At 68.5% G+C, this 25,953-nt stretch carries 31 protein-coding genes; 23 read left to right on the forward strand and 8 right to left on the reverse strand.

Features of this window, described 5'->3' with window-relative positions; genetic code table 11:
- The first annotated feature begins 28 nt into the window (after nt 1–28).
- The 5 genes from RMCB_RS12905 to deoC all read left to right on the forward strand — a co-directional run bounded on the left by RMCB_RS12905 (nt 29) and on the right by deoC (nt 2,605).
- Complete coding sequence (locus RMCB_RS12905) at nt 29–496, forward strand: helix-turn-helix domain-containing protein (RefSeq protein WP_029369539.1); 468 nt, start codon at nt 29–31, stop codon at nt 494–496.
- 13 nt (nt 497–509) lie between these two features.
- Entirely contained in the window at nt 510–1,139 is a 630-nt protein-coding gene (locus tag RMCB_RS12910) for a hypothetical protein (protein ID WP_062829100.1), read from the forward strand.
- 77 nt (nt 1,140–1,216) lie between these two features.
- On the forward strand, nt 1,217–1,498 hold the full coding sequence (locus RMCB_RS12915; RefSeq protein ID WP_029369541.1) for a DUF2516 family protein: 282 nt from the start codon (nt 1,217–1,219) through the stop codon (nt 1,496–1,498).
- Between the two features lie 4 nt (nt 1,499–1,502).
- The gene (locus RMCB_RS12920; RefSeq protein WP_062829101.1) at nt 1,503–1,928 is read left to right on the forward strand and encodes a DUF2599 domain-containing protein; all 426 of its coding nucleotides are present in this window, start codon (nt 1,503–1,505) and stop codon (nt 1,926–1,928) included.
- Complete coding sequence (gene deoC / locus RMCB_RS12925; protein ID WP_062829102.1) at nt 1,928–2,605, forward strand: deoxyribose-phosphate aldolase; 678 nt, start codon at nt 1,928–1,930, stop codon at nt 2,603–2,605. The genes RMCB_RS12920 and deoC overlap by 1 nt, the downstream gene beginning before the upstream one ends.
- 4 nt (nt 2,606–2,609) lie before the next feature.
- Here deoC and RMCB_RS12930 read toward each other — a convergent pair whose 3' ends face one another.
- From RMCB_RS12930 to RMCB_RS12945, 4 genes are read right to left on the reverse strand one after another with little or no spacing between them, the layout of a single operon-like run.
- Entirely contained in the window at nt 2,610–3,518 is a 909-nt protein-coding gene (locus RMCB_RS12930) for an LmeA family phospholipid-binding protein (protein WP_062829103.1), read from the reverse strand.
- The gene (locus tag RMCB_RS12935) at nt 3,515–4,330 is read right to left on the reverse strand and encodes a carbon-nitrogen hydrolase family protein (protein ID WP_062829104.1); all 816 of its coding nucleotides are present in this window, start codon (nt 4,328–4,330) and stop codon (nt 3,515–3,517) included. The genes RMCB_RS12930 and RMCB_RS12935 overlap by 4 nt, the downstream gene beginning before the upstream one ends.
- Before the next feature lie 4 nt (nt 4,331–4,334).
- Nucleotides 4,335–5,144: a class I SAM-dependent methyltransferase gene (locus RMCB_RS12940; protein ID WP_062829105.1), complete on the reverse strand. Its 810-nt coding sequence runs from the start codon at nt 5,142–5,144 to the stop codon at nt 4,335–4,337.
- Nucleotides 5,145–5,167: 23 nt separating this feature from the next.
- Nucleotides 5,168–5,674, reverse strand: coding sequence for a DUF2505 domain-containing protein (locus RMCB_RS12945; RefSeq protein WP_062829106.1), 507 nt, complete (start codon nt 5,672–5,674; stop codon nt 5,168–5,170).
- A gap of 26 nt (nt 5,675–5,700) precedes the next feature.
- Here RMCB_RS12945 and RMCB_RS12950 point away from each other — a divergent pair, with 26 nt between their 5' ends.
- On the forward strand, nt 5,701–6,765 hold the full coding sequence (locus RMCB_RS12950; RefSeq protein WP_062829107.1) for a UDP-N-acetylmuramate dehydrogenase: 1,065 nt from the start codon (nt 5,701–5,703) through the stop codon (nt 6,763–6,765).
- A 45-nt stretch (nt 6,766–6,810) separates the two neighbouring features.
- Nucleotides 6,811–8,097, forward strand: coding sequence for a L,D-transpeptidase (locus tag RMCB_RS12955; RefSeq protein WP_201028301.1), 1,287 nt, complete (start codon nt 6,811–6,813; stop codon nt 8,095–8,097).
- On the opposite strand, the gene RMCB_RS12960 is transcribed toward RMCB_RS12955, so the two are convergent.
- Nucleotides 8,094–8,846 carry an SDR family oxidoreductase gene (locus tag RMCB_RS12960; RefSeq protein ID WP_062829109.1) on the reverse strand — a complete coding sequence of 251 codons (753 nt, stop codon included), beginning with the start codon at nt 8,844–8,846 and terminating at the stop codon, nt 8,094–8,096. The genes RMCB_RS12955 and RMCB_RS12960 overlap by 4 nt on opposite strands.
- Before the next feature lie 191 nt (nt 8,847–9,037).
- Here RMCB_RS12960 and RMCB_RS12965 point away from each other — a divergent pair, with 191 nt between their 5' ends.
- The 6 genes from RMCB_RS12965 to regX all read left to right on the forward strand — a co-directional run bounded on the left by RMCB_RS12965 (nt 9,038) and on the right by regX (nt 15,040).
- A complete protein-coding gene (locus RMCB_RS12965) occupies nt 9,038–10,396 on the forward strand; it encodes an ROK family protein (RefSeq protein WP_062829110.1) in 1,359 nt (452 codons plus the stop codon).
- Nucleotides 10,397–10,406: 10 nt separating this feature from the next.
- Nucleotides 10,407–11,741: a D-inositol-3-phosphate glycosyltransferase gene (gene mshA / locus RMCB_RS12970; RefSeq protein ID WP_062829111.1), complete on the forward strand. Its 1,335-nt coding sequence runs from the start codon at nt 10,407–10,409 to the stop codon at nt 11,739–11,741.
- Nucleotides 11,738–12,244, forward strand: coding sequence for a type III secretion system chaperone family protein (locus tag RMCB_RS12975; RefSeq protein WP_062829112.1), 507 nt, complete (start codon nt 11,738–11,740; stop codon nt 12,242–12,244). Before mshA ends, RMCB_RS12975 begins: the two co-directional genes overlap by 4 nt.
- A gap of 40 nt (nt 12,245–12,284) precedes the next feature.
- Nucleotides 12,285–13,028 carry a phosphoglyceromutase gene (locus RMCB_RS12980; RefSeq protein ID WP_029369554.1) on the forward strand — a complete coding sequence of 248 codons (744 nt, stop codon included), beginning with the start codon at nt 12,285–12,287 and terminating at the stop codon, nt 13,026–13,028.
- A 132-nt stretch (nt 13,029–13,160) separates the two neighbouring features.
- Nucleotides 13,161–14,345 (forward strand): sensor histidine kinase, encoded by a 1,185-nt coding sequence (locus RMCB_RS12985; RefSeq protein WP_062829113.1) that lies wholly within the window; start codon nt 13,161–13,163, stop codon nt 14,343–14,345.
- Between the two features lie 8 nt (nt 14,346–14,353).
- Complete coding sequence (regX, locus tag RMCB_RS12990; protein WP_029369556.1) at nt 14,354–15,040, forward strand: two-component sensory transduction protein RegX; 687 nt, start codon at nt 14,354–14,356, stop codon at nt 15,038–15,040.
- On the opposite strand, the gene RMCB_RS12995 is transcribed toward regX, so the two are convergent.
- Nucleotides 15,041–15,832 (reverse strand): DUF3109 family protein, encoded by a 792-nt coding sequence (locus RMCB_RS12995; RefSeq protein ID WP_029369557.1) that lies wholly within the window; start codon nt 15,830–15,832, stop codon nt 15,041–15,043.
- Nucleotides 15,833–15,939: 107 nt separating this feature from the next.
- Here RMCB_RS12995 and RMCB_RS13000 point away from each other — a divergent pair, with 107 nt between their 5' ends.
- The 8 genes from RMCB_RS13000 to RMCB_RS13035 all read left to right on the forward strand — a co-directional run bounded on the left by RMCB_RS13000 (nt 15,940) and on the right by RMCB_RS13035 (nt 22,564).
- A complete protein-coding gene (locus tag RMCB_RS13000) occupies nt 15,940–16,911 on the forward strand; it encodes a Ppx/GppA family phosphatase (RefSeq protein ID WP_029369558.1) in 972 nt (323 codons plus the stop codon).
- A gap of 30 nt (nt 16,912–16,941) precedes the next feature.
- The gene (locus tag RMCB_RS13005; protein ID WP_029369559.1) at nt 16,942–17,928 is read left to right on the forward strand and encodes an Rv0497 family membrane protein; all 987 of its coding nucleotides are present in this window, start codon (nt 16,942–16,944) and stop codon (nt 17,926–17,928) included.
- Nucleotides 17,929–18,000: 72 nt separating this feature from the next.
- Nucleotides 18,001–18,846 carry a sugar phosphate isomerase/epimerase family protein gene (locus RMCB_RS13010; protein ID WP_029369560.1) on the forward strand — a complete coding sequence of 282 codons (846 nt, stop codon included), beginning with the start codon at nt 18,001–18,003 and terminating at the stop codon, nt 18,844–18,846.
- Nucleotides 18,847–18,891: 45 nt separating this feature from the next.
- Nucleotides 18,892–19,749: a pyrroline-5-carboxylate reductase gene (gene proC / locus RMCB_RS13015; RefSeq protein WP_109784294.1), complete on the forward strand. Its 858-nt coding sequence runs from the start codon at nt 18,892–18,894 to the stop codon at nt 19,747–19,749.
- A gap of 138 nt (nt 19,750–19,887) precedes the next feature.
- Nucleotides 19,888–20,118 carry a cell division/environmental response transcriptional regulator gene (locus RMCB_RS13020; RefSeq protein WP_026256699.1) on the forward strand — a complete coding sequence of 77 codons (231 nt, stop codon included), beginning with the start codon at nt 19,888–19,890 and terminating at the stop codon, nt 20,116–20,118.
- 89 nt (nt 20,119–20,207) lie between these two features.
- Nucleotides 20,208–20,309, forward strand: coding sequence for a 30S ribosomal protein bS22 (locus RMCB_RS13025; protein ID WP_003402602.1), 102 nt, complete (start codon nt 20,208–20,210; stop codon nt 20,307–20,309).
- A gap of 29 nt (nt 20,310–20,338) precedes the next feature.
- The gene (locus tag RMCB_RS13030) at nt 20,339–21,460 is read left to right on the forward strand and encodes an SDR family oxidoreductase (RefSeq protein ID WP_062829115.1); all 1,122 of its coding nucleotides are present in this window, start codon (nt 20,339–20,341) and stop codon (nt 21,458–21,460) included.
- 36 nt (nt 21,461–21,496) lie between these two features.
- Complete coding sequence (locus RMCB_RS13035; RefSeq protein WP_029369563.1) at nt 21,497–22,564, forward strand: lysophospholipid acyltransferase family protein; 1,068 nt, start codon at nt 21,497–21,499, stop codon at nt 22,562–22,564.
- A gap of 87 nt (nt 22,565–22,651) precedes the next feature.
- Here the strand turns inward: RMCB_RS13035 and RMCB_RS13040 are convergent, their stop codons facing one another.
- Both RMCB_RS13040 and RMCB_RS13045 read right to left on the reverse strand, forming a co-directional pair.
- Nucleotides 22,652–23,182 (reverse strand): FAS1-like dehydratase domain-containing protein, encoded by a 531-nt coding sequence (locus tag RMCB_RS13040; RefSeq protein ID WP_029369564.1) that lies wholly within the window; start codon nt 23,180–23,182, stop codon nt 22,652–22,654.
- A 64-nt stretch (nt 23,183–23,246) separates the two neighbouring features.
- Nucleotides 23,247–24,152, reverse strand: coding sequence for an HAD family hydrolase (locus RMCB_RS13045; protein WP_029369565.1), 906 nt, complete (start codon nt 24,150–24,152; stop codon nt 23,247–23,249).
- Nucleotides 24,153–24,190: 38 nt separating this feature from the next.
- Here RMCB_RS13045 and RMCB_RS13050 point away from each other — a divergent pair, with 38 nt between their 5' ends.
- The gene (locus RMCB_RS13050; protein ID WP_029369566.1) at nt 24,191–24,475 is read left to right on the forward strand and encodes a glutaredoxin family protein; all 285 of its coding nucleotides are present in this window, start codon (nt 24,191–24,193) and stop codon (nt 24,473–24,475) included.
- Nucleotides 24,476–24,594: 119 nt separating this feature from the next.
- Complete coding sequence (locus RMCB_RS13055) at nt 24,595–25,950, forward strand: glutamyl-tRNA reductase (protein WP_062829116.1); 1,356 nt, start codon at nt 24,595–24,597, stop codon at nt 25,948–25,950.
- Nucleotides 25,951–25,953 lie beyond the last annotated feature (3 nt).

A 25,953-nucleotide genomic window follows, 5' to 3' on the forward strand; every position in this document is an offset into this window, starting at 1 on the left:
CGCAAGCCCAAACGGAACGAGGCTCAACATGTCGCAGGACGAGAATCTTGCAGCCGTGGTGAGCAATGCGGCTTCGGACATCGGAAGCTTCATTCGCAGCCAGCGTGAGGCCGCTCAGGTGTCCGTGCGCCAGCTCGCCGAGAAGGCAGGCGTCAGCAATCCCTACCTCAGCCAGATCGAGCGGGGACTGCGCAAACCTTCAGCGGATGTGCTCAAGGAGATCGCCAAGGCATTGCGGGTTTCTGCCGAGGTGCTCTACCTGCGGGCCGGGATCCTCGAACCCACCGAGGGCAACCGGGTCCGCGACGCAATAGTCGGCGACACCGCGATCACCGAGCGGCAGAAGCAGGTGCTGCTCGACATATACACGTCTTTCTGTCAGCAGAACGAGGGCAGTGAAGACACGGCAGAGGCGGTGCCGGCATCACAGGAACCAGCGCCGGAATCGCCCTCAGAAACACCGCACACACCCCCGTCATCAACTGCAAGCATCTGAAAGGAAATTCGACATGACCGAGAAGAACCAGCCCAACGTCGAGGACCTCAAGGCCCCGCTGTTCGCCGCCGTCGGCGCCGCCGATCTGGCCCTGGCCACCGTGAACGAGATCATCGCGAGCCTGCGTGAGCGTGCCGAAGAGGCCCGCACCGACGCCAACACCCGCGTCGAGGAGAGCCGCGCCCGCCTGAACAAGCTGCAGGAAGACCTGCCGGGCCAGTTCGGCGAGCTCCGCGAGAAGTTCACCTCCGAGGAACTGCGCAAGGCTGCCGAAGGCTACGCCGACCAGGCCACCGCGACCTACAACAAGCTCGTCGAGCGTGGCGAGGCCGCCCTCGAGCGCCTGCGCAACCAGCCGGCGATCGAAGAGGCCGCCAGCCGTGTCGAGGGCTACACCGACCAGGTCACCGAGCTGACCCAGGAGGCGCTGGGCACCGTGGCGTCGCAGACCCGCGCCGTCGGTGAGCGTGCCGCCAAGCTCGTCGGTGTCGAACTGCCGAAGAAGGCCGAGAAGGCCGCCCCCGCCAAGAAGGCCGCCCCGGCGAAGAAGGCCGCCCCGGCGACCCCGGTCGCCAAGAAGGCTGCTCCGGCCCCGGCCGCCAAGAAGGCCGCCACCCCGGCCAAGAAGGTGACCCAGAAGTAATTCGGTCCCGACCGGCATCCGCACGATTCGGGGCCGGGTCGTTAGCACTGACGATGACGCCCGCATAGGGTGGTGAGGTGATACTTGCCAACCTTGCGGGCGTCATTGTTGCTGTCATCGTCGTCGCGGTGTTCGTCGTCGGTGTCTACGCCTTCGTGAACGCGGCCATGCAGCGGCCCGACGCCTACACAGCCACGGGCAAGCTCACCAAGCCCGTGTGGCTGGCCATCATCGGAGTGGGACTACTCCTGGAACTGTTGATGCGCGACGCCTTCGGGGCCGCCATCTCGGCCTGCGCCACCGGCGTCTACCTGGTCGATGTGCGCCCCAAACTGCTTGAGATCCAAGGAAAGCGGTAGGTCGATGCGCTCACCCAAGGCCGCACTCGGTGCGGCCTGCTTGGCCATGTCCGGGCTGCTCACCCTCGCACCGGTGGCGGTCGCCGAACCCGATCCGGCGCCCGCGCCGCCATACGTCGACCATGTGGAGTGGGCCAAGTGGGGTGACCTGTCGAGCCTTCGGGTCTACCCGACCGCCGCCGCGCGCCGGCTCGCTGCGCAGCCCGGCACCACGGCGCAGGCCGACGAGGCATGGGGCGAGGTGCTGACCCAGTCGCCGGACGCCGATCTGCCCGGTATGCGCGAACAGTTCCTGTGCCACTGGACGTTCGCCGAGCTCATCGAGCCAGGCAAGACCAGCTGGAACCTAGAGCCATGGCGCCCGCAGGTGTCACCCGAACAGATGGTGGCGACCCGGTGCAACCCCGGCGGTACGGAGGAACCGTTCTGATGACTGGCTACACCCGCGCCCAGGTGGCCGCACTCGTCGACCACACCCTGCTCAAACCAGAGGCCACCGCTGCCCATGTGACGGCGCTGGTGGGCGACGCGGCCGCGCTGGGCGTGTTCGCGGTCTGCGTGTCACCGCCGTTCGTCCCGGTTGCCCGCGCTACCGCCGGCGACGGCCTGGCCGTCGCCACAGTGGCCGGGTTCCCGTCGGGCAAGCACCTGTCGGCGGTCAAGGCCAACGAGGCGGCCCTGGCCGCCGAGGCGGGTGCCGCCGAGGTGGACATGGTCATCGACGTCGGCGCGGCCCTGGCCGGCGACCTCGACGCGGTCGCCGCCGACGTGGCCGCGGTCCGCTCCGCGGTGCCCGCGGCGACGCTCAAGGTGATCGTGGAGTCCGCGGCGTTGCTGGAGTTCTCCGGCGAGCGACTGCTGCTCGACGTGTGTCGCGTGAGCGAGGATGCGGGAGCTGACTTCGTCAAGACCTCCACCGGGTTTCACCCCAGCGGCGGCGCTTCGGTGCGCGCGGTCGAGCTGATGGCCGGCGCGGTCGGCGGACGGCTCGGGGTCAAGGCCAGCGGCGGCATCCGCACCGCGCAGCAGGCCGTCGCGATGCTGCAGGCCGGCGCCACCAGGCTGGGACTGTCCGGCACCCGCGCGGTGCTCGACGCGCTGGACTAGCGAGTCACAGCTTCGCGAAGCACGGGTCCTCGGAGGCCTTCGGCATCGACGCGTTCTGCGTCGAGTACTGCGCCTTCACGCCGTTGTCGGTCACCTGCACGCTGTCGGCGTGGATGCCCATCGGGTAGTTGTCGGTCAGCTGGCTGGTGAAGCTGTCCAGGATGGGCTGGATCATTTCGCGCGGCCACGACAGCCCGATCGCGTTCAGCTCGGTGATCTGCAGCGCGATGCCCTTGTTCGCGACCACCGGCTTGGCGGTGATGGTGCCGAGCATGCTCTTGAGCTGGATGGTGCCCGCGGAGGCATTTGTCGACACGTCGGTGATGGCCGAGCCGAGGAACGGCAGCTGCACCATGTTGGCGGCCGTCTGCCTCAGGCCGTCGAGCGACCAGGTGATGTCGGCCGTCAGCGATCCGACGGTGCCGCTGGAATCGGCGGTGTCGTGGATGCGGACGTCCTTGATCCCGAGCACGACCTTCATGCCCTTGGCCTCGCGGATCTGATTACCGGCCGTCTCGATGTTGATGTTGGTGTAGTGCCCGGTGGCGTGCTGCCACAGGAACGGCGGCAGCGGGTCGAACGATGCCTTGGCATCGTCCTGTACGACGCATGCGACGACACCCGCGACGACGCTGTCGGCGCGTTTGCGGGCGTACAGTTCGCCGCCCAGCAATCCCGCGGCGACCAGTGCCAGCACGATGACCACGACCAGCACGATCGACAGCGGATCGGACAGCAGGTTCTTGATCTTCGAAGCCGCCGACGTCGCCGGTTTCGGCGCTTCAGGCGGTGTTGACGCGCCTGCGGGCGGGGTCGCCGGGTATCCGGGCGGCGGGGCCTGGGCAGGCTCGGGCGCGCTCTCGGACGTCACGGGAGGGGACTGGTCGGTGGGGCGAGCCCAGGGATCGGTCACCCCGCCGATTGTGCCCTACCGATCTGAGCGAGCTCTGAGCGGTTCTGCAGCACCGCGATGCTCTCGCGTGCGCGCCGGGCGGCGTCGGGGTCGATGTCGGCGATCAGCAACTCGTTGTCCGTGCCGGCCGCTGCCACCACCTCACCGGTGGGGGAGGCGACGATGCTGCCGCCCGCGCCGGTCGGCCCGGCCTTGGCGAGCTCCTCACCCGGATAGGGCTGATCCACCGCCGCGACGAATCCGGTGGTGTCCAGTGCCCGCGCCCGGGCCAGCAGCGTCCACTGTTCGAGCTTGCCCGGTCCCGACGCCCAGGACGCGTGCACGGTGATCAGCTGGGCCCCGCGGCGGGCGAGCTCGATGAACAGTTCCGGGAAGCGGATGTCGTAGCACGTGGTCAGCCCGACCGTCATGCCGTCGACGGTGATGGTCACCGGCTCGAAACCTGGTGCGACAGTTTTGGATTCGGCAAAACCGAACGCATCGTAGAGATGGATCTTGTGATAGTGCGCGTAGACCGACGGCCCGGTCGCCAGCAGCGTGTTGGTCACGCGCCCGTCGTCGGCAGGCGCGAACATCCCGGCCACCACCACGACCCCGGCGGCCGCGGCGATGTCGCGCACCCCGTTGGCCCATGGGCCGTCCAGCGGCTGCGCGACCGGTGCCAGCGGCACCCCGAAGCGGCACATGGTGGCCTCGGGGAAGAGCACCAGCTGGGCCCCGACGGCCGCGGCGCGGCGCGTATAGGAATCGACGAGCTCGAGATTGGCCGCCGGATCGGTGCCGGTGTTGATCTGCGCCAGGGCAACTCGCATGGCCTCAGGATAGTGGCGCGACGCTCGCCCACGGCAGGCTCAGGACGCCGTCGCGCATGCGCCGCCGCGGCGGCTCGACCGGAAAGCCTCCGAAGTCCCCGTCGCGCAGCAATTCCAGCATCGCGCGCCAGCGCACCCGCGGCCCGAAGACCCCGTGCCCGGCGACACTGGCCCAGGCCAGGTCGGCGGCGCTCAGCAGGGCGTGGATGGGCTGGCCGGGCACGTTGTGGTGGATGAGCACCTTCGGCAGGCGCACCGCCAGATCCGACGGCCGTTCGATGCTGAACGGGTCGCACGCCAGGGTCAGGCTCACCGGCCCGGTGGCATCGAGCAGCACCCAGCAGCTCAAACGGCCCAGCTCGTCGCACGTTCCGTCGACGATCAAGCCGCCAGGGGCCAGCCGGTGCTGCATCGTCGCCCACGCCTCGGGCACCGCCTCCACCGGATACTGCCGCAACACGTTGAACGCGCGCACCAGCACCGGGCGCAGGCCCGCCAGCTCGAAGCCGCCGAGCGCGAACTCCACGGACGGGCCGGTCGACGGATCCGGTCGCGCCGCCCGGGCCGTCGCCACCCGCTCCGGGTGGATCTCCAGGCCGACGACGCGGGTGCCGGCGCGCACGGACTGCAAGCGCGCCGCCAGCTCCAGCGTGGTGACCGGAAGCGCGCCGTAGCCCAGGTCCACCACCAGCGGGTCGGCCGCCGCACTCAGCGCGGTGCGCACGCGCGCCGAGTGCACCAGCCAACGATCACTGCGGCGCAGCCGGTTGTATCCGGTGGTGCCCCGCGTGATCGCCCCGAGGGGCCGACTCATGGTTCTCGACGCTACCGCCCTGGTCAGCTGTTCTCGGTGATCCACACCGTGGTGAACCGCTGTTCGGCGGTCAGCAGATCCACCAGCTGGCCGCCGATGAAGTTCTCGATCTTGCCGCCGACCAAGGGCACCTTGACCTCGACGCTGAGCGTCACCGTCAGCCGGCCACCGCTGCCGGCCGGCGCCAGCAGCCCGCCGCCGTCCAGTGTCACCGGCGCCCCGGCGATGAAGCCGCTGACTGTCACGGCCGACCGGCCGTCGCGAACCGGCTGCCAATGCTCCTCGCGCCGGATCCGCAGGTCGCCGTGGTGGAACTGCGAGACCAGCGCAGGCAGCCCTTCAGCGCGCAGCACATGGCTGGTGATGACGTCGATGTGTCCGTCGTCGGTGACGGTCAACTCGTCCAACGTGGCGTCGTCGGCGCCGAAATTGGCCAGCCGGGCGCGCCAGTACTGCTCACTGTGGAAAGCCTGATGCACCTGTTCGACCGTGGCGGGATATTCGGTGGCCATGTCGAATGATCGCGGCATAGCTGGCCACGCTACCGTTACCGGCCGTGGCCACTTCGTATGTCGCCGGGGTGGCGGTCGCCGAGTCGGTCCCGCTGGCGCCGCTGACCACGCTGCGCGTCGGGCCGGTCGCGCGCCGGGTCCTGACCTGCACCAGCACCGAACAACTCGTCGGCGTGCTGCGTGCGCTCGATGATCCGATCCTGGTGCTCGCCGGGGGCTCCAACGTGGTGCTCGCCGACGACCTGGCCGACACCGAACCCGAGCTCACCGTCGTGCGGGTGGCCAACACCGAGATCACCGTCGACGGCAACATCGTGCGCGCCGAGGCAGGCGCGGTGTTCGACGACGTGGTGGTGACCGCACTGGCGCACGGCCTGGGCGGGCTGGAATGCCTGTCCGGGATACCCGGCTCCGCCGGGGCGACACCCGTGCAGAACGTCGGCGCGTACGGAACGGAGGTCGCCGACACCATCCGGCGGGTCCGCCTGCTCGACCGCCGCAGCGGCGAAGATCGTTGGGCCGCACCGGAAGAACTGCGTTTTGCTTATCGGACCAGTGTGCTCAAGCACTCGGATGCCGTCATCGTGCTCGAGGTGGAATTCGAGCTCGACGCGCAAGGCCGCAGCGCGCCGCTGCGCTACCGGGAACTGGCCAACGCGCTCGGTGTCGAGCCGGGCGAGCGGGCTGACCCGCTGCTGGTCCGGGAAACCGTGCTCGAGTTGCGGGCAGGCAAGGGCATGGTGCTCGACGCCGACGACCACGACACGTGGAGCGTCGGCTCGTTCTTCACCAACCCGGTGGTGTCGGCGGACCGGTTCGACGCGTTGCGGAAATCGGCCGACGTGCCGCACTACCCGGCCCCCGACGGCGTGAAACTCGCGGCGGGCTGGCTTGTGGAGCACGCGGGCTTCGGCAAGGGTTTTCCGGGCGACGGCGCCCCGGCCCGGCTGTCGACCAAGCACGCCCTGGCCCTGACCAACCGTGGCGGGGCCACCAGCGCCGACGTGATTGCGCTGGCCAGACGCGTGCAGGCGGGCGTACGCGAGGTGTTCGGGATAGATCTCACACCTGAACCAATTCTGATTGGCAGCTCGCTATCGGTACCCTAGGTCCACGTGAGCTCAGCCGGTTTTTTCCAGGTCCCGGCGCCGGTGATGAACCGGCGCCGAGCCCTGTCCACGCTTGCTGTCGGAGTCGGCGCAAGTGTGCTGGCAGCGTGCTCGGGTAACTCGACGCCCAAGTCCGCACCGGAGGCCGCCCCGGCGGCCCCGACCGTGACCTATCAGCCCGGTGCTGACGCGTCCGACGTGATCCCGACGGCTGCCGTGGGAGTCCAGGTCGCCGACGGCTGGTTCCAGACCGTCAGCCTGACCAATCCGGACGGCAAGATCGTGGCCGGCGCGCTCAACAGCGACCGCACCGCGTACACGGTCACCGAACCGCTCGGCTACGGCATGACCTACAAGTGGTCCGGGTCGGTGGTGGGCCACGACGGCAAGGCCGAGCAACTGCAGGCCAAGTTCAAGACCATCGACCCGCAGAAGCAGGTCAACGGGCAGTTCCAGCTCGCCGACGGCCAGGTCGTCGGCGTGGCCGCGCCGATCATCCTGCAGTTCGACGCCTCCATCAGCGACGCCGACAAGGTGACCGTCGAAAAGGCGCTCAAGGTCACCACGGATCCGCCGGTGGAAGGCGCCTGGGCCTGGCTGCCCGACGAGGCGGCAGGCTCCCGGGTGCACTGGCGCACCCGCGAGTACTACCCGGCCGGAACCAAGGTCAACGTCAGCGCGCCGCTCTACGGCGTGAAGTTCGGCGACGGTGCCTACGGGGCCGCCGATTCCACGCTGAGCATCGAGATCGGCCGCCGCCAGGTGGTCAAGGCCGACGCGACCAGCCACCGCATCCAGGTGATCAACGACGGCGGGGTGCTGTTCGACTTCCCGTGCAGTTACGGCGAGGCCGACCTGCCGCGCAACGTCACCCGCAGCGGCACCCACGTCGTCACCGAGAAGTACGCCGACTTCTACATGTCCAACCCGGCGGCGGGCTACAGCAACGTCCACGAGCGCTGGGCGGTGCGGATCTCCAACAACGGCGAGTTCATCCACGCCAACCCCGCCAGCTCCGGTGCCCAGGGCAACACCAACGTCACCAACGGCTGTATCAACCTGTCCACCGGTGACGCCGAGCAGTACTTCCACACCGCGATGTACGGCGACCCGGTCGAGGTCACCGGCACGTCCATCCAGCTGTCCTACGCCGACGGCGACATCTGGGACTGGGCGATCAGCTGGGACGAGTGGGTGTCCATGTCGGCCATCAACAACAAGAAGCCACCGGAGATCCCGGTGAGCGCCCCCGCGACGCCCACCGACGCGCCGACCCTGTCGGGTACGCCGACCACCACGACGCCGCCGCCGGCCCGGGGGCCGGGCGGCTAATCCGTCCGCCGGTTGTACCGGGTGGCCGACGCCTGATCGCGTGGCCGGATGACGATCTGGTCGAGGTCGACGTGGCTGGGGCGCGTCGCGACGAAACCGATGACCTCGGCAATGTCCTCGGCGACCAGCGGGGTGAGCCCGGCGTAGACGGCGTCGGCGCGTGCCGCATCACCGTCGAAGCGCAGCAGGGAGAAGTCGGTGTGTACCGCGCCGGGCGCAATCTCGGTGAGCCGCACCGGTTTTCCCAACAGCTCGCCGCGCAGGGTGCGGTGCAGCGCGCTCTGGGCGTGCTTGGCCGACGTGTAACCGCCGCCGTTGTCGTAGACCTCGAACGCCGCGATCGAGGTGACCGTGACGATCAGCCCGTCACCCGAGGCTTCCAGGGCGGGCAACAACGCCTTGGTCACCCGCAAGGTGCCCAGCACATTGGTCTCCCACATCCAGCGCCAGTGATCCAGATCCGCCGCCGCCACGGGCTCAAGGCCTCTGGCGCCGCCCGCGTTGTTGACCAACACGTCGACGCGGTCCAAACCCGCCGCGAGGGCATCGACCGAGGCGTCGTCAGTGACGTCCGCCACAATTGCCGTCCCGTCGATCTCCGCGGCAACGGCCTCGATCCGGTCCGCCCGGCGGGCCACGCAGACCACGTGAAAGCCAAGGGAGGCAAGGGTTTTGGCGGTAGCCGCACCGATGCCCGCGCTGGCACCGGTCACCACCGCCACCCGGCGGTCGTTCTGTGGTGTCGTCATCTGCCCAACTTTAATTGGCGTGCTAAGTTCGTCGTGTGTCTCGGAGTTCTCAGGCTGCCCTCGTGCGGCGTGCGTGTTGTTGTCGCGCACCCCGCCGCGCCTGATTCGTACCCGGACATCGTTTTCCTGTCCTGCTGAGTCGCCAGGTGTGGCCCCCACCCACCGGCCGACCTCCAGTAAGGACCTCTCACGTGACCACCGCTACCGCCGTCAGCACCGCCCCCGCCGCCCCGCTGCGTCGTTCCACCCGGGCAGGCGCCGCGCACAACAAGCGCGTGCTCACCCCCGCGAGTGCCCGCTATCCCCAGTCGCGTCTGCTGCACATCGTCGCGCCGTCGCTGAAGGTCGCCGACGCGGCCGCGGCATCGGTGTTCAGCGCTGCGCGGCTGCGCGGGCCGATCGCGCGTGACGCCATCGCCCAGCACACCCAGCTCAGCATCGCGACGGTGAACCGTCAGGTCACCGCCTTGCTGGAGGCCGGGATCCTGCGGGAACGCGCCGACCTCGCGGTATCGGGTGCCATCGGACGCCCTCGCGTGCCCGTCGAGGTCAACCACGAGCCGTTCCTCACCCTGGGCATCCACATCGGCGCCCGCACCACCTCGATCGTGGCCACCGACCTGTTCGGCCGGACCCTCGACGTGGTCGAGACGCCGACGCCGTCCGGCGCGCAGGCCGCGGCCCTGGCCACGCTGGCCTCCAGCGCGCGGCGTTACCTCAGCCGCTGGCACCGCCGTCGCCCGCTGTGGGTCGGCGTCGCCTCCGGTGGCGTCGTCGACAGCACCACCGGCTACCTCGATCACCCCCGGCTCGGCTGGCACGACGCCCCGGTGGGGCCGGTGCTGGCCGAGGCGCTGGGCCTGCCCGTGTCGCTGGCCTCGCACGTGGACGCCATGGCGGGTGCCGAACTGCTCCTGGCGGGCGCACGGCGCGGACGGGACGAGCAATCGGGTCAGGGCGCCGACGCCGGTGCGGCCAGGACCAGCCTGTACGTCTACGCCCGCGAGACCGTGGGCTACGCATTGTCCATCGACGGCCGCGTGCATTCGCCTGCCAGCGGACCGGGCACCATCGCAGCCCTGCCCGCTCAATCCGAATTGCTCGGTGGCACAGGGCAATTGGAGTCCACCGTGAGCGACGAGGCGGTGCTGACCGCGGCCCGCAAGCTGCGCATCGTGCCCGCCGACGGGCCTGCGTCCACGCTGCCCGCGGTGCTGCGTGCCGCGCGCACGGGCAACGCCCAGGCCGCCGAACTGTTGGCCGACCGCGCCCGCGTGCTCGGTGAAGCCGTCGCACTGCTGCGCGACATGCTCAACCCCGACGACCTGATCGTCGGCGGCCAGGCCTTCACCGAGTACCCCGAGGGCATGTCCGCGGTGGAGTCCGCCTTCGCCAGCCGGTCGGTGCTCGCGGCGCGCGACATCCGCGTCACGGCATTCGGAAACCGGGTGCAGGAGGCCGGCGCGGGCATCGTTTCGCTGGGCGGGCTGTACGCCGATCCGATCGGTGCGATGCGGCGCGCTCAGACCCGCCGATCTGCCGCGGTGTAGACATGACGATGTGCGCCTAACTTCAGACGGTTCCGACGTCTCTGCGGAACGGCAGCGGCCCGACGGGCCGCGTCGCGTCGCGGTGCTGTCCGTGCACACCTCGCCACTGGCCCAGCCCGGCACCGGTGACGCCGGCGGCATGAACGTCTACGTGCTGCAGACGGCCCTGCAACTGGCCCGCCGCGGCGTCGAGGTGGAGATCTTCACCAGGGCGACGTCGTCGGCCGACGCGCCGACGGTCGCGGTGGCTCCGGGTGTGCTGGTGCGCAACGTCGTGGCAGGCCCGTTCGAGGGTCTCGACAAGTACGACCTGCCCACGCAGCTGTGCGCGTTCACCGCCGGGGTTCTGCGCGCCGAGGCCACCCACGAACCCGGCTACTACGACGTCGTGCATTCGCACTACTGGCTCTCCGGCCAGGTGGGCTGGCTGGCCAGGGACCGCTGGGCGGTGCCGCTGGTGCACACCGCGCACACCCTCGCCGCCGTCAAGAACGCCGCGCTGGCCGAGGGTGACGCTCCCGAGCCGCCGCTGCGTGCCGTGGGGGAACAGCAGGTGGTCGACGAGGCCGACCGGCTCATCGTCAACACCGAACATGAAGCGCAGCAACTTGTTTCACTGCACAACGCGGATCGCTCGCGGATCGATGTGGTGCATCCCGGGGTCGATCTCGAACTGTTCAGCCCGGGTGATCGACGCGCGGCCAGGGCCGTGCTTGGCCTCGCCGCCGACGAACAGGTGGTGGCCTTCGTCGGCCGCATCCAGCCGCTCAAGGCTCCCGACATCCTGTTGCGGGCGGCGGCAAAGCTCCCCGGCCTGCGGGTCCTGGTGGCCGGCGGCCCGTCCGGTTCCGGGCTGACCGAGCCGGACACCCTGGTTCGACTCGCCGACGAACTGGGTATCACCGACCGGGTGACGTTCCTGCCGCCGCAGTCGCGGGCCGAGTTGGTCAATGTGTACCGCGCCGCCGATCTTGTTGCCGTGCCGAGCTATTCGGAGTCCTTCGGGCTGGTCGCCATCGAGGCGCAGGCCTGCGGCACACCCGTGGTGGCCGCCGCCGTCGGCGGACTTCCGGTCGCCGTGCGCGACGGCGTCACCGGCGCCCTGGTCCACGGTCACGACATCGACGACTGGGCCGCGGCCATCGACGATGTGCTGCAGCGCGATCCCGTCGCGCTGAGCCGCGCCGCCGTCGCCCACGCCGACGGCTTCTCCTGGGCCCACACCGTCGACGCGTTGCTGGCCAGTTACAGCCGGGCGATGAGCGACTACCGCGCCCGGCACGCCCGGCCGCCGGCGCGCCGGTCCGGCCGCAGGTTCTCGATGCGCAGGGGTGTGCGGACGTGACGGCGGTCCAGCAGGTCATCGAGGAAACCCTCGACGAGCACGGCCTGGAATACAGTCACCACCCGGGTTCGCACGGCGGACTGCCCGGCCTGGTGGTGGCGCTCCCGGGTGAACGCAAGCTCAAGACCAACACCATCCTCAGCATCGGCGAGCACTCGGTGCGCGTGGAGGCGTTCGTCTGCCGCAAGCCCGACGAGAACCACGAGGGCGTCTACCGGTTCCTGCTCAAACGCAACCGCAGGCTCTACGGCGTCGCCTACACCCTCGACAACGTGGGCGACATCTATCTGGTCGGCCGGATGTCGCTGGATGCGGTCACGCCCGACGAGATCGACCGCGTGCTCGGGCAGGTGCTCGAAGCCGTCGATTCGGACTTCAACACGTTGCTGGAGTTGGGTTTTCGCAGCTCCATCCAGAAGGAGTGGGCCTGGCGGGTCTCCCGCGGCGAGTCGCTGAAGAACCTCAAGGCCTTCGAGCATCTGATCGACGACGGCGACTCATGAGAAGATCCTCTGGACCGCACGCGAGGAGGACAAACAGAACATGCCGACGCTGATCTTGCTCCGCCATGGTGAGTCCGACTGGAACCAGAAGAACCTGTTCACAGGATGGGTTGACGTCGACCTCACCGAAAAGGGCCGCGCCGAGGCCGTGCGCGGCGGCGAACTGCTGGCCGAGCAGGGCGTGCTGCCCGACGTGGTCTACACGTCGCTGCTGCGTCGTGCCATCAACACCGCGAACCTCGCGCTGGACAAGGCCGACCGGCACTGGATCCCGGTCCACCGGGACTGGCGACTCAACGAGCGGCACTACGGCGCGCTGCAGGGCCTCGACAAGGCCGCCACCAAGGAGAAGTACGGCGAAGAGCAGTTCATGGCATGGCGGCGCAGCTACGACACCCCGCCGCCGCCCATCGAGAAGGGCAGCGAGTTCAGCCAGGACGCCGACCCGCGCTACGCCGACATCGGCGGCGGACCGCTGACCGAATGCCTCGCCGACGTCGTGGCCCGGTTCGTGCCCTACTACGAGCAGGCCATCGTGCCGGACCTCAAGGCAGGCAAGACCGTGCTGGTCGCGGCACACGGGAACTCGCTGCGGGCGCTGGTGAAATACCTCGACGGCATGTCCGACGAGGACGTCGTCGGGCTGAACATCCCCACCGGCATACCGCTGCGCTACGACCTGGACGAGAACCTCAAGCCGGTGGTGGCGGGCGGAGAGTACCTGGACCCCGAGGCCGCGGCTGCGGGCGCGGCGGCCGTCGCGGCGCAGGGCGCCAAGAAGTAAGTCGGGACATTCGGCAAACAACCGGTGAACCTGGGTAAACGCAGACCGAACTCCTGTGTTTGCCCGTGTGACTTGTCCCAATTTGGCCGCACGCTGCTGGGATGACGTTCACCCGATGCGTACGCTTTTCGCGTGAGTGTTGTGTCGGCGTTACTGCTGACGGCGGTCGTCGCAGTGCTTGCGCTGGCGCTCGGGCTGGGCATCGGTGTCGGGTTGATACCCCGGATCAGGGCTAGGCAGGAGCGGCGGGCGGCCGACGAGGCGGGTCTGACCGTCTCGCAGATGCTGCAGCACATCGTGTCGCTCTCACCGGTGGGCATCGTGGTCGTCGACATGTTCAACGACGTGGTCTACACCAACGACCGGGCCGACGAGCTGGGCGTGGTGCGCGACCGGCTGCTCGACGAACGCGCCTGGCGCGCCGCCGAGCAGGTGTTCGCGACCGGGCAGAGCGTCGAGGTCGACCTGTCGCCGCTGAAGGTGGCCAACCCCGGCCGGTCGGGCATCTCGGTGCGGGGCATCGTGAAACTGCTCACCGACCACGACCGCCGATTCGCCGTCGTCTACGCCGACGACCAATCCGAGCATGCCCGCATGGAGGCGACCCGACGCGACTTCGTGGCCAACGTCAGCCACGAGCTGAAGACGCCGGTCGGCGCGTTGGGTGTGCTGGCCGAAGCCCTGCTGGCCTCGGCCGACGACCCGGACACCGTGCGGCACTTCGCGGACAAGATGGTCGCCGAATCGCACCGGCTGGCCGACATGGTCGGTGAACTCATCGAGTTGTCCCGGCTGCAGGGCGGCGAACGACTGCCCGATCTCGACGAGGTCGACGTCGACGCCGTCGTCGCCGAGGCGTTGTCCCGGCACAAGGTGGCCGCCGACAACGCCGACATCTCGATCACCACCGACGCGCCGACGGGCTACCGGGTGCTCGGCGACGAGGCGCTGCTGGTCACCGCCATCGCCAACCTGGTCTCCAATGCAATTGCCTACTCGCCCAACGGTTCTGGCGTTTCCGTCAGCCGGCGTCGGCGCGGCGGCAGCGTCGAGATCGCGGTGACCGACCGCGGTATCGGTATCGCCAAGGCCGACCAGGAGCGGGTGTTCGAACGGTTCTTCCGGGTGGACAAGGCGCGTTCGCGGGCCACCGGCGGCACCGGCCTCGGGTTGGCGATCGTCAAACACGTCGCGGCCAACCACAACGGAACCATCCGGCTGTGGAGTCAGCCGGGAACCGGGTCGACGTTCACGTTGTCGATCCCGGCCTATCCCCATCACGACCGATCAGATGAATCGTACGAACGAGAGGATTAGCGAGAACGATGACCAGCGTGTTGATCGTTGAGGACGAGGAGTCGCTGGCCGATCCACTGGCATTCCTGCTCCGCAAGGAAGGCTTCGAGGCCACCGTGGTGGCCGACGGCCCTTCAGCTCTGGCCGAATTCGAGCGCTCCGGCGCCGACATCGTGCTGCTGGACCTGATGCTGCCCGGGATGAGCGGCACCGACGTCTGTAAGCAGTTGCGGTCACGCTCGAGCGTGCCGGTGATCATGGTGACCGCCCGCGACAGCGAGATCGACAAGGTCGTCGGGCTGGAGCTGGGCGCCGACGACTATGTCACCAAGCCGTATTCGGCGCGTGAGCTGATCGCGCGGATCCGGGCGGTGCTGCGCCGGGGATCCGATTCCGACGACTCCGGCGGCGGCGACGGCGTGCTGGAGGCCGGCCCGGTCCGCATGGATGTCGAACGCCACGTGGTCAGCGTCAACGGTGAGCAGATCACGTTGCCGCTCAAGGAGTTCGACCTGCTCGAATACCTGATGCGCAACAGCGGGCGGGTGCTCACGCGTGGCCAGCTCATCGACCGGGTGTGGGGCGCGGACTACGTCGGCGACACCAAAACCCTTGACGTGCATGTCAAGCGGCTGCGGTCGAAGATCGAGGCCGATCCCGCCAACCCGGTGCACCTGGTGACGGTCCGCGGGCTGGGTTACAAGCTGGAGGGCTAGCTAGTCCTCGGCGGTGGAGGCCGCGGCGCGGGTCGCCGGGTGTATCGCGATGAGCCCCAAACTGCTGCGCCGCTTGCACATTGCGGCCAGTTCGGCGTACGCCTTCTCGCCGAGCAGCGCGGTGAGTTCGGGTGCGTAGGATTCCCACACCTGCTTCGCGCCGACGTGGGCGGCCGGATCGCCGGTGCAGTACCAGTGCAGGTCCGCGCCGCCCTCGCCCCAACCGCGCCGGTCGTACTCGGTGATGACGGTGCGCAGCACCTGCGTGCCGTCGGGCCGCGTCACCCAGTCCTGGCTGCGCCGGATCGGCAACTGCCAGCACACATCCGGCTTCATGGTCAGCGGTTCGACCCCGAGCTTGAGTGCCTTGCTGTGCAGCGCGCAGCCGATGCCCGCGGGAAAACCGGGCCGGTTCAAGAAGATGCAGGCGCCCTTGTACTTGCGGGTGCGCAGATTCGGCTTGCCGTCGTATTCGTCGTCTTCGAGATACCCCTTGCGGCCCAAGCCTTTGTCGCGGAACTGCCAGTCCTCGTCGGTCAGCTGTTTGACCGCATCGTCGAGCCGGGCCCGGTCGTCGTCGTCGGACAGGAACGCACCGTGCGAGCAACACCCGTCGTCAGGCCGTCCGGCCACGGTGCCCTGGCACGCCGGGGTACCGAACACGCACGTCCAGCGGGACAGCAGCCAGGTCATATCGGCCGCGATGAGATGCTCCGCGTCGTCGGGGTCGTAGAACTCCACCCACTCGCGGGCGAAGTCCAACTCGACTTCGCCAGGATGCACGTCTGTCACGGGGGGAAACGGTACTCGCATCGGGCTGAACCCGAATTATTTCGCGCTCGCGTCCAGCGGGTGGTCCAGGCAGCGAACCGGGCCACCCACTCCGATAGGTTGTGGGCGTGCGGTTAGGCGTGCTCGATGTGGGCAGTAACACGGTCCATCTACTCGTGGTGGACGCTCGTCGCGGCGGCCATCCGACCCCGATGAGTTCGACCAAGGCGGCCTTGCGGTTGGCCGAGGCCATCGAACCCTCCGGCAAGCTCAGCCGGCGTGGGGCCGACAAGCTCGTTGAGACCGTCGATGAGTTCGCCAAGATCGCCACCAGTTCCGGCTGTGCCGAGCTGATGGCGTTTGCCACGTCGGCGGTGCGGGATGCCACCAACTCCGAGGATGTGTTGGCCAGGGTGCGCGCCGAGACCGGGGTTTCCCTGGGCGTGCTCAGTGGGGTCGACGAATCCCGCCTGACCTTCCTGGCTGTCCGGCGCTGGTATGGGTGGAGCGCGGGGCGGATCATCAACATCGACATCGGCGGCGGTTCGCTGGAGCTGTCCAGCGGTGTCGACGAGGAGCCCGAGGTGGCACTGTCACTGCCGCTGGGGGCCGGCCGGTTGACCCGCGAGTGGTTGCCCGACGATCCGCCGGGCCGGCGCCGCGTGGCGATGCTGCGCGACTGGCTGGCCACCGAGCTGTCCGAGGCAGGCGCGACGATGGGCGCCGCCGGGCGTCCTGATCTGGCCGTGGCCACCTCGAAGACGTTCCGGTCACTGGCCAGGCTGACCGGCGCGGCACCCTCGGGAGCGGGTCCGCGGGTCAAGCGGACACTCACCGCGGCCGGATTAAGACAGCTCATAGCTTTCATCTCTAGGATGACGGCGGCAGACCGTGCCGAACTGGAAGGGGTGAGTGCCGAGCGGGCGCCACAGATCGTGGCCGGAGCTTTGGTAGCTGAGGCCAGTATGCGAGCCCTCGAAGTGGAATCAGTCGATATTTGCCCCTGGGCGTTGCGGGAGGGGCTGATTCTGCGGAAACTCGACAGCGAGGCCGATGGCACCGCCCTGGTGCAGACATCGACGCGGGATGCTGCACGGTAGGAATAGCTAGCCCTAAAGGCAATACAGGACATGACTGGACCAGAAGATAGCCACGCCGCCACCCGGCCGATCTCGGTTGCGGAACTGCTGGCAAAGAACGGCACCATCGGCGCCCCTCCCGTCGGCGGTCGCCGGAGGCGGCGCCGGGGCAACAGCGACGCGGTGACCGTCGCCGAACTCACCGGCGAGATCCCGATCGTCTCCGACCATGCCGACGAGCCGCAGGAAGCTCCTGCCGAGAAGGCCGACAAGCCGGCCGCGCCGACCAACGGCGCGAAGGTGACCAACGACACAACCGAGGTCGAGGTCGAACCTGAGGCCGCGTCCGTAGACGCCACCGATGCGGAAGCCGATTACCGGGCACATCTGGACGCCCGCGACGCCGACCCGGAGCCCGTCGAGTTCAAGCCGAGCAGCCGCCGGCCCCAGTACTCGCGTCCGCTGCGGGACTACCAGCCGTCGGGGACGGGCGCCGAGCGCATGAGCCCGGACCTGCTCGATGACGCCGAAGACGACGAGTCCGCCGCCGATGACGACCGTCCGGCGTACCTGGGCTCGACGCTGGGACCGCTGTTCGGTGGCCAGTCGGTGGCCGACGACGTGGCGCGCCGGCGTGGCCGGCCGGGGCCCGAGGACATCGATCTCGAAGATCGTGAGCACGATGAGCACGACCTCGACGAAGCCGATGAGCTCGACCAGGCCGACGAACTCGACGAGCACGAGAAAGCGGCAGGCTCCGGTGCGCGCGTCAGCGGGACCTCGCTCATGCACGGCCTGTGGGTGGTCGGTCAGTGCGTCATCGCGGTCGCCTTCGGGGCGGGCCTGTTCATCGCCTTCGACCAGCTGTGGAAGTGGAACACGATCGTCGCGCTGATCCTGGGTGTCCTGGTCATCTTGGGCCTGGCCGGGGGAGTGCGGGTGGTCCGCAAGACCGAGGACATCGGCAGCACCCTGACCGCGGTGGCGGTGGGTGCGCTGGTCACGTTCGGGCCGCTGGCTCTGCTGCAGGCGAGCTAGTCAGGCGGCTCGCGGGCGAGCCGGTGAGCCGGCGCGCACGCGAGGAGCGACACAACCGGAGACAATTACCCCGTGCGTCCTGCCATCAAGGTCGGCCTGTCGACTGCCTCGGTGTATCCGCTGAGGACCGAGGCGGCCTTCGAACACGCGGCCCGGCTCGGCTACGACGGCGTCGAGCTCATGGTGTGGGCGGAGTCGGTCAGCCAGGACATCGAGGCCGTGGCAGCGATGTCGAAGCGCTACAACGTGCCGGTGCTCTCGGTGCACGCGCCGTGTCTGCTGATCTCGCAGCGGGTGTGGGGCGCCAACCCGATTCCCAAGCTTGAGCGCAGCGTGCGGGCCGCCGAACAGCTGGGCGCCCAGACGGTCGTGGTGCATCCGCCGTTCCGCTGGCAGCGCCGCTACGCCGAAGGATTCAGCGAGCAGGTGGCCGAGCTGGAGGCCGGCAGCGACGTGCTGGTCGCGGTCGAGAACATGTTCCCCTTCCGGGCGGACCGCTTCTTCGGCGCGGGCGAGACGTCCATCGAGAGGATGCGTAAGCGCGGCGGTAGGCCAGGACCCGGCATATCGGCGTTCGCGCCGTCCTACGACCCGCTGGACGGCAATCACGCCCACTACACGCTCGACCTCAGCCACACCGCGACCGCGGGCACCGACGCACTGGACATGGCCCGCCGCATGGGCGACGGGCTGGCGCATCTGCACCTGTGCGACGGCAACGGCGCGTCCACCGACGAGCATCTGGTGCCGGGCCGCGGCACCCAGCCCACCGCAGAGGTGTGCCAGATGCTGGCAGCCGGGAACTTCTCGGGGCACGTCATCCTGGAGATCACCACGTCGGGCGCCCGGACGGCCACCGAGCGCGATGCACTGCTGACCGAGTCGCTGAAGTTTGCCAGGGCGCATCTGATGCGCTGAGGCGCCGGTTCGGCGCCCGCGCCGGCTCGTGCAATGCTGTGGCCCATGTCGAGAATCGCGATCATCGGTGGCGGAAGCATGGGCGAGGCCCTGCTGTCCGGCTTGTTACGGGCCGGCAGGCAGGTCAAGGACCTGGTGGTCGCCGAGAAGCACCCTGACCGGGCCAAATACCTCGCGGAGAAGTACTCGGTGCTGGTCACGTCGGTCGCCGACGCCGCGGACAACGCGGACTACGTCATCGTCGCGGTCAAGCCGAGCGATGTGGAGTACGTCGTCGACGAGGTCGCAGGTGCCGCGTCGGCGGCCGACAGCGATACCGAGCAGGTGTTCGTCTCCATCGCCGCGGGTGTCAGCACCGCGTACTACGAGGCCAAGCTGCCCGCAGGGGCGCCGGTGATCCGTGTCATGCCCAACACCCCGATCCTGGTCGGTGGCGGCATCAGCGCGGTGGCCCCGGGCCGGTTCGCGACCCCCGAACAGCTCAAGGAGGTTGCGGGGATCTTCGATGCCGTCGGCGGTGTCATCACGGTCGCCGAGGCACAACTGGACGCCGTCACGGCCGTCTCCGGCTCCGGGCCCGCGTACTTCTTCCTGATGGTCGAGGCCCTCGTGGATGCGGCCGTGGCGGCCGGCTTGTCACGTGCCGTGTCCACCGATCTGGTGGTGCAGACCATGGCCGGGTCGGCCGCGATGCTGCTGGAACGCCTCGATGAGGTGACCGCCGCGGGAGACGCCGCGCTGGACACGACCGCTGCGGCGCTGCGCGCCATGGTCACCTCTCCGGCCGGTACGACCGCCGCTGGGCTGCGCGAACTGGAGCGTGGTGGATTCCGGGCCGCGCTGGGCAACGCGGTCGAGGCTGCGAAAACGCGGTCTGAGCAGCTAGGAATTACATCTGAGTAATTAGATAATTTCTGATGGATTAGCCCACACCCGTCGCAGTAACCCCATCCGCCACGCTATTCTCCCTTTGTATGCGCGGATTGGTGCCAGCGGTGGGGAAGCCGCTGGAACTGTCCGTGCCTGATTGATTGGGTTGCGATGACGTCTATGAACGGGCCATCGGCGCGGGATTCGGCTGGCGACGGCCAGCCCCGAGCTCAATTTCTCACAGTCGCCGAGGTGGCGAACCTGATGAGGGTGTCGAAGATGACGGTGTACCGGTTGGTGCACAACGGCGAGCTGCCTGCCGTGCGGGTGGGCCGCTCGTTCCGCGTGCACGCCAAGGCCGTGCACGATCTGCTGGAGACCTCCTACTTCGACGCGGGCTAAGCGGCAGCCGTTTTCCGTTTCACTGGCGGGCCCGGGTAAAGTGACCGGGTCAACCAATTGCTGTCTAGGTAGCGGAGTCACCGGGATTTATGGGTTCAGTCATCAAGAAGCGTCGTAAGCGCATGTCGAAGAAGAAGCACCGCAAGCTGCTTCGACGCACCCGGGTGCAGCGCAGAAAGCTCGGCAAGTAGCTTTCAGCCCCGGCCGTTAGGCTTGCCCGATGGATTCTGATGGTCGTTCGGGAGGGCGCGCGCCAGGCAGCACCGGTGATTCAGGTGGCTCAGAATCCACCGACGCGGCGCCCTACCCCAAAGTGGTTCTGGTCACGGGGGCCTGTCGGTTCCTGGGCGGTTACCTGACCGCCCGCCTGGCGCAGAACCCCCTGATCAACCATGTGATCGCGGTCGACGCGATCACGCCGAGCAAGGATCTGCTCCGTCGGATGGGCCGGGCCGAGTTCGTTCGGGCCGATATCCGTAACCCGTTCATCGCCAAGGTGATTCGGAACGGGGACGTCGACACCGTGGTGCATGCCGCCGCCGCGTCGTACGCGCCCCGCTCCGGCGGGCGGGCCACGTTGAAAGAACTCAACGTGATGGGCGCCATCCAGCTGTTCGCGGCATGTCAGAAGACGCCGTCGGTACGCCGGGTCGTGCTGAAGTCCACCTCCGAGGTGTACGGCTCGAGTTCGCGTGACCCGGTGATGTTCACCGAGGACAGCAGCGCACGTCGGCCACCGGGCGAGGGATTCGCCCGCGACAGTATCGACATCGAGGGATACGCCCGCGGTTTGGCGCGCCGCCGTCCCGACATCGCCGTGACCATCCTGCGGTTGGCCAACATGATCGGCCCCGCGATGGACACCGCACTCTCGCGGTACCTGGCAGGTCCTGTTGTGCCATCGGTGATCGGGCACGACGCCCGACTGCAGTTGTTGCACGAACAGGACGCCCTCGGCGCTCTCGAACGGGCGACCGTGGCCGGCAAACCCGGCACCTTCAACATCGGTGCCTCGGGCATCATCATGATGAGCCAGGCCATCCGGCGATCAGGCCGGCTCCGGCTCCCCGTACCACGTTCGGCACTGGCTGCCGTTGATTCGCTGAGCCGCGCCGCCCGCTCCACCGAGCTGGATCGCGAACAGTTGAACTACCTCAGCTACGGACGCGTCATGGACACCACGCGCATGCGCAGGGATCTGGGCTACAGTCCAAAGTGGACGACTGCCGAGGCATTCGACGACTACGTCCGGGGTCGTGGTTTGACGCCGATCCTCGACCCGCGATGGGTACGCTCAATGGAGAGTAGCGCCGTGGCGTTGGCGCAGCGTTGGGGACGATAAGAATCAGCTTTACCGGGGTGGGGAGAAGGTATCGACGTGGCGGGCGAACCTAAAGCCAAAGTCATTCCGCTACACGGCAATTCGAATCGCGCAACATCAGCGCGCCGGGCGGCCCAACGCTCGGAGAGCGCACGGCGGCACCCGTCGCTGCTGACCGATCCGGGTTCCCGGGCGTCCGCGGAACAGATCGCGGCGGTGGTGCGCGAAATCGACGAGCGGCGCGGTGCCGTTTCGGGGTCCGCGACCGTCGACAACAGCCCGACGGAGCTTGCCAAGCAGATCGCGACGGCGAGCGAATTTCTCCGCAAGAGGATGGCGGGCGACTACTCCGTCGACGAGTTCGGCTTCGACGAGCACCTCAACAACGCTATCTTTCTGCCTTTGCTGAGAGTGCTCTTCCGGTCATGGTTTCGGGTCGAGGTATCCGGCATCGAGAACCTCCCGGAGACCGGGGCGGCGCTCGTCGTCGCCAACCACGCGGGCACCCTGCCCTTCGACGGGTTGATGACCCAGGTGGCCGTGCACGATCACACGCCGGCCCACCGCGACCTGCGCCTGCTGGCCGCCGACCTGGTGTTCGACCTGCCGATGGTCGGGCAGCTCGCCCGCAAGGCAGGCCACACGGTCGCCTGCACCACCGATGCCCACCGCCTGCTGGCCAACGGTGAGCTCACCGCGGTGTTCCCCGAAGGCTTCAAGGGGCTGGGCAAGAACTTCAAAGACCGCTACAAGCTGCAGCGATTCGGCCGTGGCGGCTTTGTGTCCGCGGCGCTGCGGGCCAAAGCGCCCATCGTGCCGTGCTCGATCGTGGGTTCCGAGGAGATCTATCCCATGATCGCCGACGTGAAGCTGCTGGCCCGGCTGCTGGGGCTGCCGTACTTCCCGATCACGCCGCTGTTCCCGGTGGCGGGTCCGGCCGGCCTGATTCCGCTGCCGTCCAAGTGGCACATCCAATTTGGAGAGCCGATCGACACCGCGGACTACGACGAGACCGCGGCCGACGACCCGATGGTCACCTTCGAGCTGACCGACCAGGTCCGCGAGACCATTCAGCAGACGCTCTACCAGCTGCTGGCGGGCCGCCGGAACATGTTCTTCGGCTGACCCTTCCCGCCGAGCAGTCACGTAGGCACCCGACACGCCGTGCTTTGGGGGACCTCTATGTCTGCTCGCGCAAGGAAACGGGGACGCTCAGGCGTTTTGCCCAGCAATCATCTTGGCGATCGCGGCGTCGCGCGCCGCGGCGATCTGCGAGCTGATCTCGCCGGCCTCGTCGGGGTGCGCGGCCTCGCCGAGCATGGTGACGATGCTGGTGGCCACGGGTTTGCCGTCGTCGTCGGTGACCTCGGCGCGCACCTCGCAGATCACGGTTCCGTGCGACTCGATGACCGAGTCCAGGTAGGAGTCGAACCACAGCCGGTCGCCGACCATGATCGGGCGGTGGAAGATCAGCTTCTGGTCGCGGTGCAGCACGCGCTCCAGGTTGATCGGCACGTCGAACTTGTCGAACAGCTCCAGCTGGACGCGCCGCCCGGCAACTGCCAGGAAGGTCACAGACGCCACCACGGCGTCGTGCCCGTACTCCTCGGCCGCTTCCTGGCTGTAGTGCGCGGGATGGTCGTCCTTGACCGCTTTGGCGAATTCGCGGACCTTCTCCCGGCCGACCTCGAAATAGTCGGGGTACCGGAAGTGGGTACCGATGATGTCGCTGGCGATGCTCATGTGTCCGCGCTCTCCACTCAAACGTGTCTGGCGGGTGTGAAGCCTATCAGCGCGTCCGGGTTGCTCAGCGAATGTCGTGACGCCGGGAGGCCACCGCGGCCAGGGCACCGCCGAGCGCGCCGAGGGCCAGTGCGGACGGCACGCCGATCCGGGCGGCCTTGCGCGCGGTGCGGAAATCGCGGATCTCCCAGCCGCGTTCCCGGGCCACGTCGCGCAGCGCGGCATCGGGATTGATTGCCACCGCCGTGCCCACGAGCGACAGCATCGGCACATCGTTGAAGCTGTCCGAATACGCCGTGCAGCGCCGCAGGTTCAGGCCCTCCCGGATGGCCAGCGACCGCACCGCGTGGGCCTTGCCCGTGCCGTGCAGGATGTCGCCGACCAGCCGCCCGGTGAACACCCCGTCGACCGACTCCGCGACGGTCCCCAGCGCCCCGGTGAGGCCGAGGCGTTTGGCGATCGTGGCGGCCAGCTCGTAGGGCGTTGCGGTGACCAGCCAGACCTGCTGGCCCGCGTCGAGGTGCATCTGTGCCAGCGCACGGGTGCCCGGCCAGATCTTGTCGGCGATGATTTCGTCGTAGATCTCCTCGCCGAGCTCGGTCAGCTCAGCGGTGGACCTGCCCTCGATGAACGCCAGCGCCTTCTGCTTGCCCTCTGCGACGTCGTCGCTGTTCTCTTTACCGGTGAACTGGAACTTGGCCTGCGCATAGACGATGCCGAGGATGTCGGTGTAGGTGAAGTACTTGCGCGCGGCCAGGCCACGCGCGAAGTGCACCAGCGACGAACCATGCACCAGGGTGTTGTCGACGTCGAAGAACGCCGCCGCGGTCAGGTCCGGCGGGGGTGGGGCAGGTGTGGCGCCCGTGCCGGATTCGGCTGCTTCGGCCTGCAGTCCGGCGACCGCCACCTCGGCGCTGGCCTCGGCGGCAAGCTCCTGATCTGGCGCATCGGCACTACCGGTTTCGGACACGGATTCACCCTAAGTCACCGCGCCCGGATACTGGCGGTGTGGAGCACCCGCAGACCGGCGCAGGCAGCCGGCACACCGTGACGTTGCTGACCCGGGCGGGCTGCAGCCTGTGCGCGCGGGCCGCCGAACAGCTGGCCGCGTTGCGCGACGAGCTGGGCTTCACGCTGCTGACCACCGACGTCGACAGCGAGGCCGCCGCGGGCAACACGGCCTTGCGGGCCCAGTACGGGGACCTGCTGCCGGTGATCTTGCTCAACGGCGACGTGCACGGCTACTGGGAGGTCGACGAAGCGCAGCTGCGGGAGGACCTGGCCACCCTGTGAGTGCCCGGCGGATCTGCTGCCGGGAACAGCGGGCCACAGCCGGCCAACAGTGCGCTGACTAGGCGAAATTTGGTGGCCGGAGGTAAAACGTTTACCTTAGATGACGTGGTGATGAAGCCGTGAGCGTGTTGCTGTTCGGAGTTTCGCACCGCAGCGCGCCGGTGTCCGTCCTGGAGCAATTGAGCACGGACGAGGCTGAGCAGGCCAAGATCATCGACCAGATCCTGCAGTCGTCGCTGGTGACCGAGGCCATGGTGCTGTCCACGTGTAACCGCGTCGAGGTGTACGCGGTGGTGGAGGCCTTCCACGGCGGTCTGTCGGTGATCGGTCAGGTGCTCTCCGAGCATTCCGGGATGGGTCTTGGGGACCTCACCAAATACGCCTATGTGCGCTACGCCGAGGCCGCGGTCGAGCATCTGTTTGCCGTGACCAGCGGCCTGGACTCGGCCGTCATCGGTGAACAACAGGTGCTCGGCCAGGTGCGCCGCGCCTATGCCTCCGCCGAGGCCAATCACACTGCCGGCCGCACGCTGCACGAGCTGGCGCAACGGGCGCTCTCCGTCGGCAAGCGGGTGCATTCCGAGACCGGGATCGACGCCGCAGGCGCGTCGGTGGTCTCGGTGGCACTGGACATGGCCGAGACGAAACTCACCGGCGGGCTGGCGGGCCGCACCGCGGCCGTCGTCGGCGCCGGATCCATGGGTGCGCTGGCCGGCGCCCACCTGGTGCGCGCGGGCATCGAACGCGTGCACGTGGTCAACCGGTCGTTGCCGCGCGCCCAGCGGCTGGCCAAGAAGCTGATCGAACAGGGCGTCCAGGCCCGTGCCTTCACCCTCGACCACGTGTCCGGGGCGCTGACCGACGTGGACGTCGTCATCAGCAGCACCGGCGCCGTGCGTCCGGTGGTGTCGCTGGCCGACGTGCACCACGCACTCGCTCAGCGCAGCGTCACCGAGCCTGACCATCAACTGGTGATCTGCGACCTCGGCATGCCCCGGGACGTCGACCCCGCGGTCGCCGGGCTGCCCGGCGTCTGGGTGGTCGACATGGACCGCATCCAGCGCGAACCCACCGCGCGGGCCGCGGCCACCGATGCCGATGCGGCCCGCAACATCGTCGCCACCGAGGTTGCCAACTACCTGGCCGGCCAGCGGATGGCAGAGGTCACCCCGACCGTCACGGCGCTGCGGCAACGGGCCGCCGACGTGGTGGAGGCGGAGTTGCTGCGGCTGGACAACCGGCTGCCGGGGCTGGATGCCGCCCATCGCGACGAGGTGGCCAAAACCGTGCGTCGCGTCGTCGACAAGCTGCTGCACGCGCCGACGGTGCGGGTCAAGCAGCTCGCCAGCGCCCCCGGCGGGGACAGTTACGCCGAGGCGCTGCGTGAGCTCTTCGAGCTCGACCCGCAGGCTGTCGACGCTGTTGCGGCCAGCGAATTGCCCTTCATGACAACAGAACTCGATAAGTCTGAGTAAAGC

The sequence above is a fragment of the Mycolicibacterium brisbanense genome, from assembly GCF_001570425.1.
Classification (GTDB): Bacteria; Actinomycetota; Actinomycetes; order Mycobacteriales; family Mycobacteriaceae; genus Mycobacterium; species Mycobacterium brisbanense.

Excerpts from the sequence above, each read along its gene's own strand:
- RMCB_RS12905 (WP_029369539.1), top strand. The coding sequence starts at position 29 with ATGTCGCAGGACGAGAATCTTGCAGCCGTGGTGAGCAATGCGGCTTCG.
- RMCB_RS12910 (WP_062829100.1), top strand. The coding sequence starts at position 510 with ATGACCGAGAAGAACCAGCCCAACGTCGAGGACCTCAAGGCCCCGCTG.
- RMCB_RS12920 (WP_062829101.1), top strand. The coding sequence starts at position 1,503 with ATGCGCTCACCCAAGGCCGCACTCGGTGCGGCCTGCTTGGCCATGTCC.
- deoC (WP_062829102.1), top strand. The coding sequence starts at position 1,928 with ATGACTGGCTACACCCGCGCCCAGGTGGCCGCACTCGTCGACCACACC.
- RMCB_RS12935 (WP_062829104.1), bottom strand. The coding sequence starts at position 4,330 with ATGCGAGTTGCCCTGGCGCAGATCAACACCGGCACCGATCCGGCGGCC.
- RMCB_RS12940 (WP_062829105.1), bottom strand. The coding sequence starts at position 5,144 with ATGAGTCGGCCCCTCGGGGCGATCACGCGGGGCACCACCGGATACAAC.
- RMCB_RS12945 (WP_062829106.1), bottom strand. The coding sequence starts at position 5,674 with ATGCCGCGATCATTCGACATGGCCACCGAATATCCCGCCACGGTCGAA.
- RMCB_RS12955 (WP_201028301.1), top strand. The coding sequence starts at position 6,811 with ATGAACCGGCGCCGAGCCCTGTCCACGCTTGCTGTCGGAGTCGGCGCA.
- RMCB_RS12960 (WP_062829109.1), bottom strand. The coding sequence starts at position 8,846 with ATGACGACACCACAGAACGACCGCCGGGTGGCGGTGGTGACCGGTGCC.
- RMCB_RS12980 (WP_029369554.1), top strand. The coding sequence starts at position 12,285 with ATGCCGACGCTGATCTTGCTCCGCCATGGTGAGTCCGACTGGAACCAG.
- regX (WP_029369556.1), top strand. The coding sequence starts at position 14,354 with ATGACCAGCGTGTTGATCGTTGAGGACGAGGAGTCGCTGGCCGATCCA.
- RMCB_RS13005 (WP_029369559.1), top strand. The coding sequence starts at position 16,942 with ATGACTGGACCAGAAGATAGCCACGCCGCCACCCGGCCGATCTCGGTT.
- proC (WP_109784294.1), top strand. The coding sequence starts at position 18,892 with ATGTCGAGAATCGCGATCATCGGTGGCGGAAGCATGGGCGAGGCCCTG.
- RMCB_RS13020 (WP_026256699.1), top strand. The coding sequence starts at position 19,888 with ATGACGTCTATGAACGGGCCATCGGCGCGGGATTCGGCTGGCGACGGC.
- RMCB_RS13025 (WP_003402602.1), top strand. The coding sequence starts at position 20,208 with ATGGGTTCAGTCATCAAGAAGCGTCGTAAGCGCATGTCGAAGAAGAAG.
- RMCB_RS13030 (WP_062829115.1), top strand. The coding sequence starts at position 20,339 with ATGGATTCTGATGGTCGTTCGGGAGGGCGCGCGCCAGGCAGCACCGGT.
- RMCB_RS13040 (WP_029369564.1), bottom strand. The coding sequence starts at position 23,182 with ATGAGCATCGCCAGCGACATCATCGGTACCCACTTCCGGTACCCCGAC.